This is a genomic window from Pseudomonas sp. HP_14 (genome assembly GCF_055283875.1).
This window is the reverse complement of sequence record NZ_JBTOQI010000007.1, coordinates 1-18,443: the sequence shown is the minus strand read 5'-3', so window position 1 is coordinate 18,443 and position 18,443 is coordinate 1. Positions and strand designations below refer to the sequence as shown.

Below are 18,443 nucleotides of genomic sequence, written 5' to 3'. Positions count from 1 at the left end.
CTTGTCCCAATACCAGGTTAAAAGTCGTTGGGCAGACCGCTGCTTTCGATAGGGAGAATGATCATGCAAAAGAAAGTCGCCGTGATTTTGTCCGGCTGTGGTGTCTATGACGGCGCAGAAATTCATGAAAGCGTGCTCACGCTGCTGCGCCTTGATCAGCGTGGCGCGGCGGTGCAATGCTTCGCGCCCAATATCACGCAGCATCATGTGGTCAATCACCTGACGGGCGAAGAGATGCCGGAGACCCGCAACGTGCTGGTGGAGTCGGCACGCATCGCTCGCGGTGCCATCGAAGATATACGTGAGGCCGATGTCACCCAGTTTGATGCACTGATTATTCCTGGTGGTTTCGGCGCAGCCAAAAATCTGTCTGACTTCGCCACCGCAGGTGCGGACTGCAAGGTACAGGCTGAAGTCCTGGCATTAGCCGAAGCATTCGCTGAAGCGGGCAAGCCAGTCGGGCTTATCTGCATAAGCCCTGCGCTGGCCGCAAAAATCTACGGCCCCGGCGTGACCTGCACCATCGGCAACGATGCCGAAACCGCAGACGCCATCACCCGCATGAAGGGTGAGCATCAGGAATGCGAAGTGACCGATATCGTCGAAGATAAAGCCCGCAAACTGGTCAGTACTCCGGCCTATATGGTTGCCAAAACCATCGGCGAGGCGGCCGCCGGGATCAACAAACTGGTGGACCGGGTGCTGGAATTGACACACGAGGAATAGGCTTGAGTAGCCGCCTTGTAGGAGCTGCCGAAGGCTGGGAAGCGGTTGTCCTGATGCGCCGCGATTCGCAGCCTTCGGCAGCTCCTGCAGGACAGCGCAGTATGGCGGTTTAACTAAACTCAACCCGCTCCGGCACCCGCGTCATCAGTACCTTCCCGCCGCGAATCGACATCCGAGCCTTTGCCTGACGGCGCACGGCCTCGTAATCACTTTCAGCATCGAGGATCAACAGGTTCGCCGGTCGGCCCACTGCGATGCCGTAGCCCTCGCCCAGGTTAAGGGTGCGAGCACTGTTGTCGGTGACAAGATCAAGGCTGCGTGCCAGATCCTCGAAGCCCATCATGTGGCAGATGTGCAAGCCTGCGTCGAGTATGCGCAAGATGTTGCCATTACCCAGCGGATACCACGGGTCCTTGATCGAGTCCTGACCAAAGCACACGTTCATCCCTGCTCGATCCAGTTCGGCGACTCGGGTCAGGCCGCGGCGCTTGGGGTAACTATCGAAACGCCCTTGCAAGTGAATGCTCTCGGTTGGGCAGGAGACGAAATTGATCCCCGAGCGCTTCAACAAGCGAAACAGCTTCGAGCAGTACGCATTATCGTAGGAGCCCATGGCGGTGGTGTGGCTGGCCGTCACGCGGCTACCCATGTCACGCACCCGCGCCTCTTCAGCCAGCACCTCCAGAAACCGCGAATTCGGGTCATCAGTCTCGTCGCAATGTACATCCACCAGGCAACCGGTTCGCTCAGCCAGGTCCATAAGGAACTTGATCGAACTGACGCCCTGCTCACGGGTGTTTTCAAAATGCGGAATGCCGCCGACCACATCGGCGCCCATCTCCACGGCACGCTCCATCAGCTCACGACCGCCTGCGTAGGATTCGATGCCTTCTTGAGGAAACGCAACGATTTGCAGATCAATCAGGTGACGGGCTTCTTCACGCACCTCAAGCATCGCCTTGAGCGCACCCAAGGTCGGGTCGGTGACATCGATATGGGTTCGTACATGCTGAATGCCATGCTCGGCCAGCATCCGAATGGTGGTATGCGCGCGCTGCTTGGTGTCTTCATGAGTGATGGTTTCCTTACGCTGGGCCCAGCGCTCGATACCTTCGAACAAAGTCCCGCTCATGTTCCATTCTGGTTCGCCAGCGGTCAGCGTTGCGTCCAGGTGGATATGCGGCTCTATCAATGGCGCAATCACTAGCTGGCCGCGAGCATCGATGTCATCAACCCCGGGATGCAGGCTCTCAGCCTGAGCGGTGATGGCCGTAATACAGCCGTTCTCCCAGCTGACAGTGTGCAGCCCTTGGGTTTTACGCAATGTGGCATTGATGATGTTCATGTTCATTCCTGTCGCTGGGCTTCGGACATGCGCCATACCAGCAGCGCAACCGAAGCGTTCATTCGAAAATTCGGGTCATCGAGACACTGCCCACTGAGCTGCTCGATTCGTTGAATACGCTGGTTGATGGTGTTGCGATGGATGCCCAGGCGCTGAGCGGCCTTGAGCCCGTTGCCGTTTTCCTGAAGCAGGGCGTCCATGGTTTCAATCAGGCTATGAGGCTGCTTGCGGTGAGTTTCAATCAGCGGCCCGAGGATCTGCTTGACGAAGCTATCGATGACCGAGCGATCAGCAACGGCTTGCAGCAAGCGCAATACGCCCAGCTCGCTGAAATCGCAAAGGCCACTGGCGGGGCGTAGGTGCTCGGCAACGTCCAATGCCTGCCGAGCCTCGTTCAGCGCCTGCCGGTATTGCCCACAGTCTGCGACCGGGTTGGCCAGCCCCATAAACAACGCCATTTTGCCGAGCACCGACGCGAGCTCTCGATAAAGCAACGCCAGTTCATGACGAATTGCTTCAAGCCTGGGCAGCAACAAGATGAAAAGATCGCCCTGCACAATAACCGGCAAAGCGTCTGGCAAAACGCGATTCCAAGCGTCGAGATGATCCAGCACCGCTTGCCGGGTCTGTTGCAGCAGGCGCTCCGCCGCCTCCGGCTCATGGCTGTCGAACAGCACGCTGACCGCCGACAAACGCAGCGCTACCAGATGCCGGGGCACTTCCAGCGGCAAACGCAAATGCGCAGCGCGCTGCCGGGCGATACTCAGGCTCGGGTAATCACCACTGAGCAATTGGCCTAGGATGTCGTGGCGCGAGCGTTTGGTCTGCGCCATCTGCACCAGCGCCGTGCCGATCAGATGGGTGACGATGACCATCTTCAACAGATACGGCTGCTCAATCAGCGGCAAGCCACACTGCTCAGCAAGCGCGATTACAGACTCGGGGATGTGCTGGATATAAGCATCACCGGTGAGGATCACCAGCCCGGCGATGCCACTTGCATCGCCTTCACGAACCATACGCAGCAGGTTGGCTTCGTCGCGCAGATAATTGATGCCGGTGACGAACACCAGTTCGCCGCCCATGATCCAGTCGGCAATACCCTCATTCTCCGCCACATAGGACCAGCGCACACTGCGATGCAGATTCGCCGACCCTGCGCGCACGGTCATTTCCTCCAGCCCCGGTAGCTGGAGGATTTCTTCAACGGTCAGGGTCAAAGCTCCTCCTGAACGCTGGCAACCATGCTCCGCTTGCCGGTGACTTCAAGCAGGACGATGTAGAAAATAGCCGACGCGGCAATGCCTACAAGTGGCGCAATCCACGGCGAGAAATACGCCAGTGCGGCGCCAACCGCATACGCCGATAGGCCCAGCAGGTTGTAGCGTGGCAGCACGACGCTGGCCAAAGCAGGGTATTTACCGTGATGGCGATACCAGAAGTCAGCCATGATCACGCCACCTATCGGCGGGATGATCGAGCCCAGCAGGACCAGAAACGGAATCAGCATTTCGTACATGCCGCCGATGGCCAACACGATACCGAGCGCTGCGGCGATCAATGTCATGGTCCGCCGCCGCTCGCTACGCAACAGGTGGCAGGCCGCAGCCGATACGTTGTAAATAGTCGGCCCCTGAATGGTCCACAGGTTCAGGCAAAGCATGATCACTGCGGCGAACGACAGGCCCTGAAGCATCATCACTTCAACGATATCGGCCTGTTGATAAACCATCGCGCACCAGGCGCCAGCGACGACCATCAAACCGTTGCCCAGCAGAAAGGCAACGACACTGGCAGTCACGGCCACGCGTCCGCTGCGCGACAAACGCGTCCAGTTGGTGGCCTGAGTCGCGCCACTGGCAAACGTACCGAAAACCATAGTGATAGCCGCTGAAAGCGTCATGGTTTCGTGAGGAATAACCGCTGCCAGTCCCTGAAAACCGCCCACATCGCGGGTGGCGATGTACATGGAGATAACCAACAGAACGAACATCAGTGGCACTGAGACTCGCGACAGCACGTCCAGACCTTTGTAGCCGATGATCGCCGTGATGCTGAAGCCAAGACCAAACAAGACCATCAGTGGTGACGTGAAGCCCTCCGCCAGGCCGAGCATTTTCACCAACACGATGGCAACCGTCGCGGTGCCCCACGCGTACCAGCCCAGTTCGGCAAAGCCAAGCAGGACGTCCGACAGTCGGCTACCCGCCTCACCAAAACAAAAACGGCCCATCAGCACAGTGTTCAAGCCGCTGCGCGACGCGATGAAGGCCAGCGCCGCCGCGTAGATCGCCAACAGACTGTTGCCAATGGCTGCGATCCACAGCATGTCGACGAAGTTGAACGCCATACCCAGCTTTCCACCGGCAAACATAGTCCCGGTGAAGAACGTGAAACTGAACAGCACCATGGAAATCGACAACAGCCCTTTGCGTCCTTCACGCGGGGCTTCGCTCAAGGGAAACTCGCTGGGTGAACTCATATCGTTTTTCTCCACATCGAAAGGGTCGGGGCAGGCTGGTGCCAGAGCAATAACCAGGCCGTTTCCGGACGTCGCTTCGAAGCAGAAAAAAGCAGGCAGTGTTGATATCGGCAGATGTGCGAACTGCACACCTCAACGCGCTATTTTTGCGGAAGACTGTGCAGAGTGATTCATTCCGAGGCGGGCATGCACCGTTTTAGGGTGCAATTTTCAGCGGGTGAGACGCGTGAGAATGCGGTCAAGAGAGTTGGCAAAGGCCTGTTTTTCCCGGTCGCCATACGGCGGCTGCCCACCACCCATCTGGCCTTGATCACGCAGGTCAGTAAACAGATTACGCACAGCGAGACGGTCGCCCATGTTCTGCGCGTCGAACTCCTTGCCACGCGGATCCAGCGCTGCGACGCCCTTTTTAACCAGGCGATCGGCCAGCGGCACATCGCTGCAAATCACCAGTTCGCCGGGCACAGCATGCTCCACCAGATAATCGTCCGCGGCATCAGGACCACTCGGGACCACGATCAGCTTGACCAGCGTGTACGTGGGCTTGATCTGACTTTGACCAGCAACCAGCACCACTTCGAACTGACGTTTGAGGGCGAACTTGATGACCTGGTCTTTTGCTGCCTTGGGGCAGGCGTCGGCATCGATCCAGACGCGCATGGGGCGGTGTCCTTTGTAGTGACTCATGAACGGTGTGGGATTTCGCCATGACAGAAGCCTCCAACACCGGTAGGAGCGAACTTGTTCGCGAGCACCTCGGCTGGCGAACGCTGTGTATCGTTTGTACCAACGGCTCGCGAACAAGTTCGCTCCTACCGGGAATTAGCCGCGCCGCGAATTATTGCACAGCCTGCGCCCTGCGCTTCTCGGCCAGCCAACTGCGGCCGTACAGCACCGCGATGGCCAGCAAGGCAATGAATTGAGCACTCAGGGAATACGCGTCGGCATGAATCCCAAGCCAGTCGAACTCGAAGAACGGCACGGGGCGAGTCCCGAATATGCCAGCTTCCTGCAGGGCTTTGACGCCATGCCCGGCGAACACCACCGACAATGCGCACAACAGTGCAGCGTTAATTCCGAAGAATAGCGTCAATGGCAGTTTTGCCGAGCCGCGCAGGATGATCCACGCCAGACCGATCAGCAATACCAGCGCCGTAGCGCCGCCAGCCAATACAGCATTGTGCCCGGCCGGGCCAGCTTGCAACCACAGGGTTTCGTAGAACAGGATGACTTCGAACAGTTCCCGATAAACCGAGAAGAACGCCAGAATCGCAAAACCGAAACGACCACCGCCGCCTACCAGGCTGCTTTTGATGTAATCCTGCCAGGCCGCGGCATGACGACGGTCGTGCATCCAGACACCCAGCCACAACACCATCACACTGGCGAACAACGCCGTCGCGCCCTCAAGCAGTTCACGTTGAGCGCCACTGACGTCGATCACGTAAGCCGCCAGCGCCCAGGTCCCGAGCCCCGCCAGCAAGGCCAGTGCCCAACCGATATTGACGCTGCGTACCGCTGACTCCTGACCCGTGTTACGCAGGAAAGCGAGGATCGCCGCCAACACCAGAATCGCCTCAAGGCCTTCACGCAGCAGAATCAACAGCCCGGAAATATAGCTCAGCGAAGTGCTGAGTCCATCGCTGCCCAGCAGGCCCGCCGACTCCTTGAGTTTGGCTTTGGCGAAATCCAGCTTTTGCGCAGCCTGCTCAAGCGGCAAGCCGTCCTGCAAAGACTGACGGTAAGCCATCAAAGCCTTTTCAGTGTCTTTGCGGACATTGGCGTCGACGTTATCCAGCGAACTTTCAACCAGCTCGAAGCCTTCCAGATAGGCCGCAACGGATAAGTCATAAGCCTGTTCGTGATCGCCTGCGCGATAAGCAGCGAGACTCTTGTCCAGCGTCTGGCTGGTGTAATCGAGCAATTGCGCAGGGCCGCGCTGGACTTGTGGTGGCTGCGCACGCTGGGCACGGAACATGGCAACAGCCTGTTCGCCCTCGGCAGCGCTGACTTCGAGTGGGGTTTGCCGCGCCAGGTCAGCGAGGTTGTAAGTCTTGGCGGGTGCCGTCACCGGCTGCGCGCTGAAGCTGGCGATATAAGTGGCAACGTCCCAGCGCTGACGATCATCCAGCTGGTCAGCGAAAGCCGGCATATCAGTCCCGGCAATCCCGAGGCCTAGTGCGTTGTATAAGTCGTAAAGGCTCAGACGATCCAGGCGAGCGACATCGCGTAAATCCGAGGGAGGCGGCTCAAGGCCGATACCCGCCGGGCCGTCACCGGCGCCAGCGTCACCATGACAGACCGAACAATGTTGGGCATACAACGGCGCGCCACGCGCAGGATCGGGTGTGATCACTGGCGCCTGACTGACCTCATAAGCCACGGCCAAACGTGCTCCCAATTGACGGGCCTGACGGGTAACCACTGCCCCGTCCTGCTTTTGGGCAACGGCATCGGCAAGGCTTGAAACAGCTTTTCCGAGTTCGGCGCGCTCTGCCCGCTCAGGCAACGCAGCAACCAGGTCTCGCAAAATACCCAGGGAATCCACCTGTTGCCGGTATTCACCTTCATCCAAGATCTTGCCGTCCGCCACGCTCGACGGGTAATCGGCACCGATGTAATCAAGTAAATGCAGGGCTTGCGCCGCGCCATCAGTGGTATCAGCCAGCAAGCTGGAACTGCACAGCGCCAGCAATGGCAACATCAGCCAGGCCAGAAAACGGGAACGCATGGACATCAGTGATCTCGGCAAGTTAATCAGGTCGCGCATCGTTCATCCGGCTACCTCGCGACTAAGGCTAGGCCAGATCTTTGTTGCTAAATATTACATTAACCGCAGCTTATCCACAGCGCCGCCCAACGGTAATGAGAATTACTGGCATAAATAGCCAAAGGCTTACACGAAGAGACGGCAATTCGCCCTATTGGTGCTTTGGGTTCCTGCGTAATATTGGATCCAACAACTGATGCGCAGGACGCGCACAGGATCAAGGATGATCGACCATGGCCCGGAGGGCTTACCGACAGGATGTTGGAATGGTCTTGAAGAAAACCCGCCTCGGCGGGTTTTTTGTTTAGGGACGAAAAATCCCTGAAAGCCGCTCGTGACTCCCGCCCTCAACAATTCATGAAAGATGCCACGCCAAATGCCGGGGAACATTCGCGGCGTTACAGGGTTCACACGTTTTCAGGCAGCTATCGCCATCGAGGCCGACGGGCCAAAATCGAGAGGGTCCGCTCGGCTTAAAGTCATTTTTGCTGTGGGTACCGTCGATGGAATATCTGTTGCCCCAGAGCTGGCTGGAGGCAGTGCCTCTGCCTTGGCTCAAGACTCTGATCGCCGCGTGTGTTGCGGTATTACTGGCCTTGCTGATCCGCTGGCTGGCATTGAGCGTTCTGCGTCGCGTCGCCAGCTCATTCGTGCTGCCACAACAGCTGGTTTATCGAGCGGCCAATCCGACGCTATGGCTCATGCCACTACTGGCGTTGCAGACAGTCTGGACTTCAGCGCCCGATGATCTGGTGCTGATCGGCACGGTGCGCCACGTCAATGGCTTGCTGGTTACTGCCGGGTTTACCTGGCTGGTGCTCAGCTGCGTCAAGGCGGTGGGTGAAGCGGTGGCAATCCGTAACCCGCTGGACATCGTGGATAACCTGCATGCACGCCGCATACAAACGCAGGTCCGCGTTCTGGTGCGCTGCCTGAATGCGCTGGTTTTGCTTTTTGGTACGGGCTTGATCCTGATGAGCTTCCCGCCTGTCGCCAAGATCGGTACCAGCTTGTTGGCGTCAGCAGGTCTGGCCGGACTGGCTGCGGGTTTTGCCGCAAAACCGGTACTGGGGAATTTGATCGCGGGTCTGCAAATCGCCATTTCCCAGCCGATCCGGCTCGACGACGTGGTCATTGTCGAGGGCGAATGGGGACGCGTTGAAGAGATCAGCGGCACGTACGTGGTCATCAAGATCTGGGACGAACGACGCATGGTCGTTCCGCTGCAGTATTTCATCGAGAAGCCTTTCCAGAACTGGACACGTGCCACCTCAAGCCTTATTGGCTCGGTGTTTGTCTGGGTGGACTATTCGTTACCGGTGGAAGAACTGCGCGCAGAGGTACAACGCATTTGCGAAGACATTCCCCATCTATGGGACGGTCGAGTATGCGTACTGCAAGTCGCGGACACCAATGCCAAAGCCATGCAGCTTCGGGTTCTATTGAGTTCGGCAGACTCCTCGCGCAGTTGGGACGCTCGCTGTCACATGCGTGAACGCCTGATTGCCTTCATCGCCAAGCAATACCCACAAAGCCTGCCGCAACTGCGTACGGAAATTTCCTCGCGCAATGTACGACCAGAAATCGACGTCCACGAAACGCCAGTCGACATTCCTCGTCAGCCGCCGGTTTGAGGCTTGCTTCCACATTCTTGTTGGAGCGAGGCTCGCCTGCGAATCAGTCGACGCGGTGCACCAGTTGCACCGCGTTATCGTTTTTCGCGGACCAGCCTCGTGCCAACAGATTAGCGGCTCCCCTATAAGGGCAGGCCCGCGCCCTCTTACTTCATCCGCATTCCGATGACCTTGCTCATGATCAGGGCAATGAATTGCTCAGGGGTCATTTTCTGGCCATTGAAATCAACGATGTCATTGGCGTATTGCAGGTTGGAGACGATGTTATCGCCATCAACCTTTGCCACTTGCATCATAACGGCCATTGCACCGGCCATGTCACCGGCAGCTTTGGCTTGTTCAGCGATCGCAGCAGGGTCAGTCTGCCCGGCAAGACCTGCCTGCAGGGTCGCCAGGTCACTGATCATTGGCTTGGACAAAACCAGACGCGCGTCCAGTTGAGCAATGGCGTTGCGGAAGCGATCAGGCGATGGCTGTTCGGTCGAGCCGGTGTCAGTCAAATCCACGGCAACGTGCAGATGGCTTTCACCATTGGCAGTTTTGAGCGCCAGCCTTTCAAGCTCGACGTGTGGCTTGGCGGCCAGCAATTTGATGATTTGCGTATCGATCAATTGCTGGTCTGCGGGGCTGAGTTGCAGCGCCAGCTTCTCACCGGCTGCGTTGGCGGCCTGTTGTTGCGGCAGGATTTTGGTCTGATACAGGTCGTAAAGTGCCTGTGAAGCGGCCACATCAAAGTTGCTGATCTTGAACGCCGACTGCAACGCACCGACGTCCTTGCCGTTGTAATTGATCATGCCGACGTTGTAGCTCATCTGCGCAGCAAGATTACCGCCCTCTTCCTGAGCCAGACTGGTCCCGGTCACGTCCTTGAGCGCGATGGGGGCCTGCCCTGCAACCTGTGCCAAGAAGCTATCGGCTTTCAGGTTGTTATGGCCCAGATAGAAACCGGATTTGCCTTTGGTGCCGCCCATGTCCAGGGTCACGCCTTTGGCACCCAACGCGACCTCACCCTCTGGCGACGTGACGTTCAGCTGGAAGTTATCCATTTTGCCAAGCAGCTTGATCTTGTCAGCATCAGCGCTGGCCTCGGTATCCAGTCGCAGACCTGAGAAGGTGAACGTCCCGTCGGTGTCCTTCAGTTCCAGCGGCGCCAGCAACAGCGCGCCAGTGGCAGAGCGGTCATAGCCGACGCTGGCGTAGCCGGTGACCGGACTTGCACCGTTGCTCATGGCAAACCATTTCTCGGCGCTTGGACTCTTCTCCATCTGGAAGTTGCTCTGAGCCATGACCGGCAGGAGCTTGAAGCCCTTCAGGCGTGAGAACGGCAACGGGCCGTGTTCGATGTTGTCGACGAACAGGAACTCGGCATTCTTGCCATCGGTGGTCAGATTCTCATCGTGAACAAGCACGCGATAATGTGCGGTGCTGCTGAACAGATGCCGGTCAATCGACACCATCTCCAACGTAATGCTGCTATCAGAGCCTTTGAGGGATTTAGCCAGCTCCTGATTGCTCTGATCGATCGAATCACGCAGTACGCCTTCGATTCGGGTCCCCGTGTACCACGCTCCGGCGGTGGCCAGCGCCCCCACGACAACGATGACGCCTGCTGCGATGCCTACTGATTTATTCATGTTTGACTCGAAGAGATCCGTTTCTGGGTAATTTGAAAAAAGTCTTCCCTGAACCCTTCGCGGGTTTTCGGCAGCCTGATTCCAGGCCGACCAAAACAGCACGATACATGGGCGAAAAGTCGCGAGAGATTATCATCGCCATCTTCTCATGACCCAGTACTGTTGCTGTTTTGTGTGTACGAATGCTCCTTTTCTAAGGCTGTTGGGCAGCGTTCCGACGGTTTGGTTGCAAACTGCCTGCATTCAGGTGTGGGGTAGCAATAGTCTTGCTCCAGACGTTAGGCTGGGGGCCGGTTTGAAATAACAGGATCCGAGACGATGACTGAACAGCGAAGCGAGCGAGGCCCGATCAAGGCGGTGATTTTCGACATGGACGGCTTGTTGCTGGACACCGAAGGGGTTTATACCGAAGTGACCCATTTGATCGCCAGCCGGTATGGCCGCACATTTGACTGGGGTGTCAAACAGCACACTATCGGCCGCGGCGCGCAGGACTTCGCAAATTACGTGATTCAGGCGCTGGAACTGCCACTATCAGTGGATGAGTTCCTCGAAATCCGCGCCCCCATGCTGGATGAGCGCTTCCCGAAAGCCCCCGCGATGCATGGCGCTGAAGCCTTGGTACGGCATCTGGCGGAGAACAATATTCCCATCGCCGTTGGCACCAGTTCATCGATCCATTACTTCCACGCCAAGACCGAGATGCACCGCAGCTGGTTCGAACTGTTCGAAACCGTGGTGACTGCAGATGATCCGGAAGTCGGTGCGGCGAAACCTGCGCCGGATATTTTCCTGGTCGCCGCCAGCCGTCTGGGTGTTGCGCCAGCCGACTGCCTGGTGTTCGAAGACTCGCCCTTCGGCGTGACGGCCGCCAAGGCTGCTGGCATGTACGCCGTTGCGGTGCCCGACTCGCACATGCCGCTGGAGCAGTATGAGCACGCGGATCTGATTCTGAAATCGCTGGCCGACTTCCCGCTGCAAAACTGGGGATTGCCAGCAATGAAAGGCCAGGCCTAAGGGTTGCAGCGCTGCGGCTGAGTCATTAGCGGAGCGAGGCTTGTTGATAGGTACTGCGCTCGCTCCCGCTTTCAAAAATTGCCACCTCTGGCTGAACGCGGATAGAATTGCGATCAATTCTTAATTACATCTGGCAAGGATGCCGGACGCGCTCCAGTGGTTATCTATGTCGTCCGCCGATCGATCACTCAATCTGGAAATCCACAACCTCTACTGCGATCACCACGGTTGGTTGCAGGGTTGGCTTGTCCGCAAGCTGGGTAACGCCAGCGATGCTGCGGATCTGGCACACGACACGTTCCTGCGCCTGCTCACCCGACAGGCTCGCACTATGGGGAGTGAACCGCGAGCGCTACTGACTCACATCGCCAAGGGGCTGGTAATTGATCGCTGGCGACGCCAGGACGTCGAGCGCGCCTATCTTGAGACGATCGCTCATTTACCTGAGCCGGAAGTCCCCTCGCCTGAAACCCGTTTGCTGATTCTTGAGACGCTCTATCGCATCGAAGCCATGCTCAGAGAGCTGCCGGACAAAACTCGCCAAGCATTCCTCATGTCCCAGCTCGATGGCCTGACCTACGCGCAAATTGCCGAAGAATTGGGCGTGTCCCTTATCAGTGTCAAACGCTACATGCGCGATGCATTTCTTGCCTGCCTGAGCGTGGCCTGATGAACCCGCCCATTGATCCTCAGATTCTTGGCGAAGCCGCAGACTGGTTGGTGCAGCTGCACTCCGGGTCAGCAACGGATGAAGACCATCGCGCCATTCAGAGCTGGCGTGGCCGCAGTGCCCAGCATGCCCAGGCCTGGCAGCGAGCAGAAGCTATCCTCGGTGACTTCCGCTCGGTACCCGGCTCGATTGCTACGCAGACACTGCAGCAGATTGGCCGCAATAAAGGGATAGGACGTCGTCAGGCCCTGACCCGTCTTGGCCTGCTGTTACTCGCGGGCCCAAGCGCGTGGCTGGCCTACCAGCGTCTGCCCTGGCAGCAATGGACAGCCGATCAGCACACAGCGATTGGCGAGCAGCGCAAAATCACCCTGGCTGATGGAACTCATCTGGTGCTCAACACGGCCAGCTCGGTGAACATTGCTTTCAGCGATGACGAGCGCCGCGTCGAGCTAATCAAGGGCGAGATGTTGATTACCACGGCGCAAGACCCTGCGACCCGCTATCGTCCTTTTATCGTCAAAACACCACACGGCAGCGCCCGTGCGTTGGGCACGCGATTCAGCGTCCGCCTGGATGAACAGTGGAGTCGTGTAGCCGTTCTGGAGGGCGCGGTGGAGATGCGTCCATTCAGCTCCGTGCAGAGCCTTGTGCTTCAGGCTGGCGAGCAAGGTGCGTTCAGTGATAACTCGATGACACCTGTCAGCAGTGTGGATGCCAGTGCGCTGACGTGGGAAAACGGCATGCTGGTGGCCAAGGATATGCGACTGGCTGATTTGCTGGCTGAATTGGGACGCTATCGGCCGGGCATGTTGCGCTGCCATACCGCCGTTGCCGAGCTGCGCGTCTCTGGCGCATTTTCATTGCGTGATACCGACGCCAGCCTACGCTTGCTGAATGACACGCTCCCGATCACCGTCAGCAACATGACCCGTTACTGGGTCACGGTTGAGCCTCGCGCCTAGCTCGCAAAATAATTTCACTTTCGCTGATACCTTTTCCCGTGTCGTTCGGTGTGCAGATAACGCCCACATTTTCTCTGCGCCGACAGGTATGCCGCATGACAGCCAGGTTGCTTCAGCATTCGCTCCACAATCGCCCATCCCGTTCGCGCCTCAAGGCATTGAGCGTCGCCATCGCCCTGACGGCAGCCCTGCCAATGCATTGCACTCTGGCGGCTGATGCGACCACCAACACCACTGCGCAAGACTATGCCATCGCCCCGGGTCCGCTGGGGCATGTGCTCGCGCAGTTTGCGGCGCTGTCCGGCGTACCACTGTCATTCGATGCGACGTTGCTCAACAATCGTCAAAGTAACGGGCTGAAGGGCAGTTACACCGTACAAACAGGCTTTGAGCAGTTGCTGGCGGGAACTGGCTACACGTTGCTGAGCACTGGCAACAACGGGTACACCGTGGCTCCGCGGATTGAAGCCGGCGAGGCTGTAGAGCTGGGCGCGACCACGGTAGACGGGCAATCGATCGGTCAGAGCGAAACTTACGCAGGTGGCCAGGTCGCCCGTAGCGCCCGGCTGGGTGTACTGGGCAACCGCGAGATCAAGGACGTGCCCTTCAGCGTCGTGAGCTATACGGCGCAAACGATCGCTGATCAGCAAGCTAAAACCGTCGGCGACGTCTTACTCAATGACGCATCGGTGCGCCAATCGGCAGGCTTCGGTAACTTCTCTCAGGTCTTCACTATTCGTGGCCTGCCCTTGCAAACCGATGACATCTCGCTCAACGGTATGTACGGCATTCTGCCCCGGCAAATCATCACCACTCAGGCGCTGGAGCGTGTCGAGTTATTCAAAGGCCCCAATGCCTTCATCAACGGTGTTTCACCCTCAGGCAGCGGTATCGGCGGTAGCGTGAACCTGGTGCCCAAGCGGGCGATGGACACACCTACCCGCAGTGTCACCCTGGACTACACCGGAAAAAGCCAGGTCGGCGGGCATCTGGACTTGGGCCAGCGTTTTGGCGAAGACAATCAATTTGGCGTGAGGGTTAACCTGGCCCAGCATGAAGGGGACACGGGCATTGATGATGAATCACAGCGCTCGTCGCTGATTGCCGTAGCGCTGGACTATCGCGGTGACCGGCTACGCCTTTCGGCGGATCTTGGTTATCAGAAAGAGCGCATCAACCAGGGTCGTGCGGTGGTTTATCCCACCGGCACATCGGTTCCCAAGGCACCTTCGGCCAGTCATAACTACTCGCAGGACTGGACCTGGTCGCAGCTCGAAGATACCTACGGCATGCTCAACGGCGAGTACGACCTGAATGACAACTGGACGGTGTATGCCGGTGTGGGCGCCAAGCACACGCGCGAAAACGGTGTGTATTCGTCGCTGTATGTCAGCGACAAGTCGGGTACCGCCCGGGGTGGCTTCCTCTACCCGCCCCATGACGAAGACAACAAGAGCGCAATGGCCGGGCTTAATGGGCACTTCAATACCGGCCCTGTCACTCATCAGATGAACTTCGGCCTGTCCGGTGTATGGGGTGAACAGCGCTCGGCTTATGAGGCGCTGTATGTCGCCAGTCGTTTTCCCGGCAACCTTTATGACCCGGTGCAGGCCCCGCGCCCGACGCCACCGGCAACGTACTTTGGCAGCGACCTTCACGACCCGCGTATCGTCGGCAAAAACCGTATGAAAAGCGTGGCGCTTTCGGACACGCTGGGCTTCGTCGATGACCGCATTCTGCTGACGCTGGGCTTGCGTCGCCAGACCATTGAAGTTGACTCGTGGAACACTGCGACTGGAAATCGCACGTCCAATTATGGCGAGTCCATCACGACCCCGGTCTACGGTTTGGTGCTCAAGCCGTGGGAGCATGTTTCCTTTTATGCTAATCGTATCGAAGGACTGGCTCAGGGCCCCACTGCGCCGACAGGCACCGGCGTCACCAATCCCGGCGAAGTATTCCCGCCCAATAGAAGCAAACAGACAGAAGCAGGGGTCAAGCTGGATTGGGATACATACGGTGCAACGCTGGGTGTTTATCGAATTGAGCAGCCTAACAGCGCCACGTACACCAATCCCGGGTCGAGCATTGGGACCTTTAGTGTTGATGGTGAGCAAATCAATAAAGGCGTCGAGCTGAACGTATTCGGCGAGCCCCTGAACGGTTTGCGTTTGTTGGCAGGTGCAACCTGGATGAACACCGAGCTGACTAAAACCGCCGGGGGTGCCACGGATGGTAACCGCGCGGCTGGCGTTCCGCGCTTTCAATTCAATTTGGGAGGCGACTGGGACGTGCCAGGCATTCGCGGGGCAGCGCTCAATGCGCGCCTGCTGCGTACTGGCGGTCAGTACGTCAACAGCACCAACACATTGAGCATCCCGGCGTGGACGCGAGTAGATCTGGGTGCTCGCTACACATTCACCATGGACGAACGTGACATCACCCTGCGCGCCAATGTCGAAAACGTGGCGAACAAAGCGTATTGGGCTTCGGCGTCGACCGCGAATAATTATCTGACCCAGGGTACGCCAAGGACGCTCAAGGTATCGGCCACGGTGGACTTCTGATCGCTGGCGAGAAAGTGCTGTATTGCGCTTTCTCGCACGTGGTGACTCATCTCACCGCACTCGATTTTCCGGGCTGTATTCATCCTCTGTAGGAGCTGCCGAAGGCTGCGATCTCTGTATTCGAGCATGAATGCTTCGCAGCCTTCGGCAGCTCCTACAGACTCTCCCGTGTTTGCAGCGAAGTCATCTCCCGCCCGTACGCCTTATCGCGGTCAGCACAATCGCTGACGCCAGCCCACTTTATATATAAGCTTGCCGTACAACCCGATTGACTGAATTGAGCAGGATGATCCTGCCATCCTGATCAGTTGTCCTGGGTGGCGGTACGCGCCACGCCCAATCATCCTTTGCGGACGTTATCCACGCGTGGTCATGTATTCCCTCGTCATCCGTCGGCTGCTGATCTGCTCGCTGACCATTGTTGTTAGCCGCGCTATCACCAGCCCCTTGCTGACGCTGTTCTTGAGCAATCGACTAGGGCTGGACCAGCAAGATGTCGGCTTGCTGATGGGCATAGCTGTGTTTCTCGCCACGCTACTTGGGCTGTATGGGGGCTACATCATCGACCGCCTGGACAAGCGCAGGCTGTTGATTATGGCGATGCTTTCCAGTGCCATCGGCTTCACCTTGCTGACCTTTGCCCACAACGTCTACCTGACGACCCTGACATTGGTAATTACCGAGGCAGCATCAGCGTTATTTCTTATCGGCTCCAAAGCCATCATCAGCGAGAACCTGCCCATCGGTATGCGCGCCAAAGTCTTTTCGCTGCGCTACACGCTGACAAATATCGGCTATGCCACCGGGCCAATGCTGGGCGTGATCATCGCAGGATATCTACCGCTCGCACCGTTTCTGATTGCAGGTGCAATTGCGCTGGGAAGCGTGTTTTTGATGGTCGGGATCGCTCCGGTTAAACCTACCGAGAGCACGAAACCTCAGAGTTTCCTCGACACTCTGCGTATCTTGAAAAGCGACCGCACGCTGATCCTGTTCACTTGTGGGAGTTTGCTCAGCACGATCGTTCATGGCCGTTTTACGCTGTATCTATCGCAGTTCCTGCTAGTCACTCATGTACAGGAGGACGCGCTGCACATTCTGTCCGCCGTGCTGGCCTGCAACGCGGTGACGGTAATCCTCATGCAATATCAAGTAGGCCGCTTACTCAAGCGCGAGCAACTGGCCGGATGGATTTGTGTGGGAATAGGATTGTTCGTGTTGGGCCTGATCAGCTTCAGCTTTTCTTACAATATGCTGACGTGGTGCATCGCAATGTTCATTTTTACCCTCGGGGAAATGATCATATACCCCGCCGAATATTTGTTCGTCGATACAATCGCTCCCGAGGCCTTGCGGGGCAGTTACTATGGCGCGCAGAACCTGGCCGCCTTCGGTGGTGCTTTGAGCCCGGTGATTTGCGGCTACCTGTTGATCAATACACCACCCACCACAATGTTTTATGTTCTGGCCGGACTGACGACTGCTGGCGGCGCACTATGCTTCATGAGTGCGCGCAAGCGTATGTCCGCCGCGGCTATAGATCACTGATCTCCAGGCCAGCAGGTTTGACAACCCATCGAGCACCACCTAGTGTCAATTGGATCCAATAATTTCACCCATGAAGAAAAGTAGCGATGCCCAACTCGGCTAGAGAAAGCCTCTTGCGCGCGATCATAGGCGACGAGCAGCCGCCTGCGCATTTGGCTAGAGCAGTGATCGAGGAAAAACTACGCAGCGCAATCCTGGATGGTCGATTGCCAGCCGGTACCGCGTTGCGTCAGCAAGAACTCGCCACTCTGTTCGGCGTAAGCCGTATGCCTGTGCGCGAGGCTCTTCGACAGCTTGAAGCACAGTCATTGCTTCGGGTTGAGCGGCACAAAGGGGGCGTGGTAGCTCCACTGATTGGCGAAGATGCTGTTGATGCCTACGCACTACGCATCCTTCTTGAATCAGAGGCAATACGCTTGTCCATCCCCCTCCTTGATGCCAGCGATATTGCCCAAGCGCGGCTCTGCATCGAGAAGCTTGAAGTTGAAACCGAATACGCTGAAATCGGCAGGCTCAACCGTATGTTCCATATGGCGCTCTATGCCAAGGTTTCTAACAGGCGGTTAATGGCGGCAGTGGAACAAGGGTTAAGCGAAGAGGAGCGTTTCCTGCGCTTTAATCTGGCAGCGATGGGTTTGGGCAAACTCGCTCAGGACGACCATTGGGAGTTGCTTAAACTGGCTGAGGAACGGAAGGTAGAGGAAACCGTACAGGCTCTGCAGTTGCACCTCAACCGTGGTGTGAAAGCCGTTACTCAGTATTTGCAAAGCCAGGCTAACGCTCAACCATTGCCCGTACGTAAAGCAAAAATCAGCGTTAGCTAGCAGTAGCTTTCTCACTTCTGTGCCGTCATCCGGCACTACTGCCTGATTGTGCATCAGCTGTTGATAGCTCAACACTTACAGATCGCTCAGAAGCCTGATTATCAGACCTAAAAAACAAAACCCCCGATCGCGTTAGCGATCGGGGGTTTCGGAATTTAATCTTGACGATGACCTACTCTCACATGGGGAAACCCCACACTACCATCGGCGATACATCGTTTCACTACTGAGTTCGGGATGGGATCAGGTGGTTCCAATGCT

At 57.5% G+C, this 18,443-nt stretch carries 14 protein-coding genes and 1 rRNA gene; 8 read left to right on the top strand and 7 right to left on the bottom strand.

What is annotated here, in order from left to right; all coding sequences use genetic code 11:
- Positions 1 to 63: 63 nt before the first annotated feature.
- Positions 64 to 726, top strand: coding sequence for an isoprenoid biosynthesis glyoxalase ElbB (elbB, locus tag ACYASS_RS06865; RefSeq protein WP_122667070.1), 663 nt, complete (start codon positions 64 to 66; stop codon positions 724 to 726).
- A gap of 109 nt (positions 727 to 835) precedes the next feature.
- Here elbB and codA read toward each other — a convergent pair whose 3' ends face one another.
- The 5 genes from codA to ACYASS_RS06840 form a co-directional block, all read right to left on the bottom strand.
- A complete protein-coding gene (codA, locus tag ACYASS_RS06860; protein WP_463585573.1) occupies positions 836 to 2,071 on the bottom strand; it encodes a cytosine deaminase in 1,236 nt (411 codons plus the stop codon).
- 2 nt (positions 2,072 to 2,073) lie between these two features.
- Entirely contained in the window at positions 2,074 to 3,291 is a 1,218-nt protein-coding gene (locus tag ACYASS_RS06855) for a PucR family transcriptional regulator (protein WP_463585572.1), read from the bottom strand.
- Complete coding sequence (gene codB / locus ACYASS_RS06850) at positions 3,288 to 4,553, bottom strand: cytosine permease (RefSeq protein ID WP_463585571.1); 1,266 nt, start codon at positions 4,551 to 4,553, stop codon at positions 3,288 to 3,290. Before codB ends, ACYASS_RS06855 begins: the two co-directional genes overlap by 4 nt.
- Positions 4,554 to 4,763: 210 nt before the next feature.
- The gene (locus tag ACYASS_RS06845) at positions 4,764 to 5,213 is read right to left on the bottom strand and encodes a YaiI/YqxD family protein (RefSeq protein ID WP_463585570.1); all 450 of its coding nucleotides are present in this window, start codon (positions 5,211 to 5,213) and stop codon (positions 4,764 to 4,766) included.
- 178 nt (positions 5,214 to 5,391) lie between these two features.
- Entirely contained in the window at positions 5,392 to 7,290 is a 1,899-nt protein-coding gene (locus ACYASS_RS06840) for an FTR1 family protein (RefSeq protein ID WP_463585569.1), read from the bottom strand.
- 536 nt (positions 7,291 to 7,826) lie between these two features.
- Between ACYASS_RS06840 and ACYASS_RS06835 the strand changes: the two genes are divergently transcribed.
- Positions 7,827 to 8,957 carry a mechanosensitive ion channel family protein gene (locus tag ACYASS_RS06835; protein WP_463585568.1) on the top strand — a complete coding sequence of 377 codons (1,131 nt, stop codon included), beginning with the start codon at positions 7,827 to 7,829 and terminating at the stop codon, positions 8,955 to 8,957.
- 146 nt (positions 8,958 to 9,103) lie between these two features.
- On the opposite strand, the gene ACYASS_RS06830 is transcribed toward ACYASS_RS06835, so the two are convergent.
- A complete protein-coding gene (locus tag ACYASS_RS06830) occupies positions 9,104 to 10,591 on the bottom strand; it encodes a YdgA family protein (RefSeq protein WP_463585567.1) in 1,488 nt (495 codons plus the stop codon).
- Between the two features lie 318 nt (positions 10,592 to 10,909).
- On the opposite strand from ACYASS_RS06830, the gene ACYASS_RS06825 reads away from it, so the two are divergent.
- The 6 genes from ACYASS_RS06825 (at position 10,910) to ACYASS_RS06800 (ending at position 18,182) form a co-directional block, all read left to right on the top strand.
- Complete coding sequence (locus ACYASS_RS06825; protein ID WP_463585566.1) at positions 10,910 to 11,608, top strand: HAD-IA family hydrolase; 699 nt, start codon at positions 10,910 to 10,912, stop codon at positions 11,606 to 11,608.
- Between the two features lie 166 nt (positions 11,609 to 11,774).
- On the top strand, positions 11,775 to 12,278 hold the full coding sequence (locus ACYASS_RS06820; RefSeq protein ID WP_243243899.1) for a sigma-70 family RNA polymerase sigma factor: 504 nt from the start codon (positions 11,775 to 11,777) through the stop codon (positions 12,276 to 12,278).
- Positions 12,278 to 13,243: a FecR domain-containing protein gene (locus ACYASS_RS06815; protein WP_463585565.1), complete on the top strand. Its 966-nt coding sequence runs from the start codon at positions 12,278 to 12,280 to the stop codon at positions 13,241 to 13,243. The genes ACYASS_RS06820 and ACYASS_RS06815 overlap by 1 nt, the downstream gene beginning before the upstream one ends.
- Positions 13,244 to 13,338: 95 nt before the next feature.
- The gene (locus ACYASS_RS06810; protein ID WP_463585564.1) at positions 13,339 to 15,810 is read left to right on the top strand and encodes a TonB-dependent siderophore receptor; all 2,472 of its coding nucleotides are present in this window, start codon (positions 13,339 to 13,341) and stop codon (positions 15,808 to 15,810) included.
- Positions 15,811 to 16,176: 366 nt separating this feature from the next.
- Entirely contained in the window at positions 16,177 to 17,358 is a 1,182-nt protein-coding gene (locus ACYASS_RS06805; protein ID WP_463585563.1) for an MFS transporter, read from the top strand.
- Between the two features lie 86 nt (positions 17,359 to 17,444).
- On the top strand, positions 17,445 to 18,182 hold the full coding sequence (locus ACYASS_RS06800; protein WP_463585562.1) for a GntR family transcriptional regulator: 738 nt from the start codon (positions 17,445 to 17,447) through the stop codon (positions 18,180 to 18,182).
- Between the two features lie 159 nt (positions 18,183 to 18,341).
- On the opposite strand, the gene rrf is transcribed toward ACYASS_RS06800, so the two are convergent.
- Positions 18,342 to 18,443 (bottom strand): 5S ribosomal RNA (gene rrf, locus ACYASS_RS06795); the annotation flags it as partial.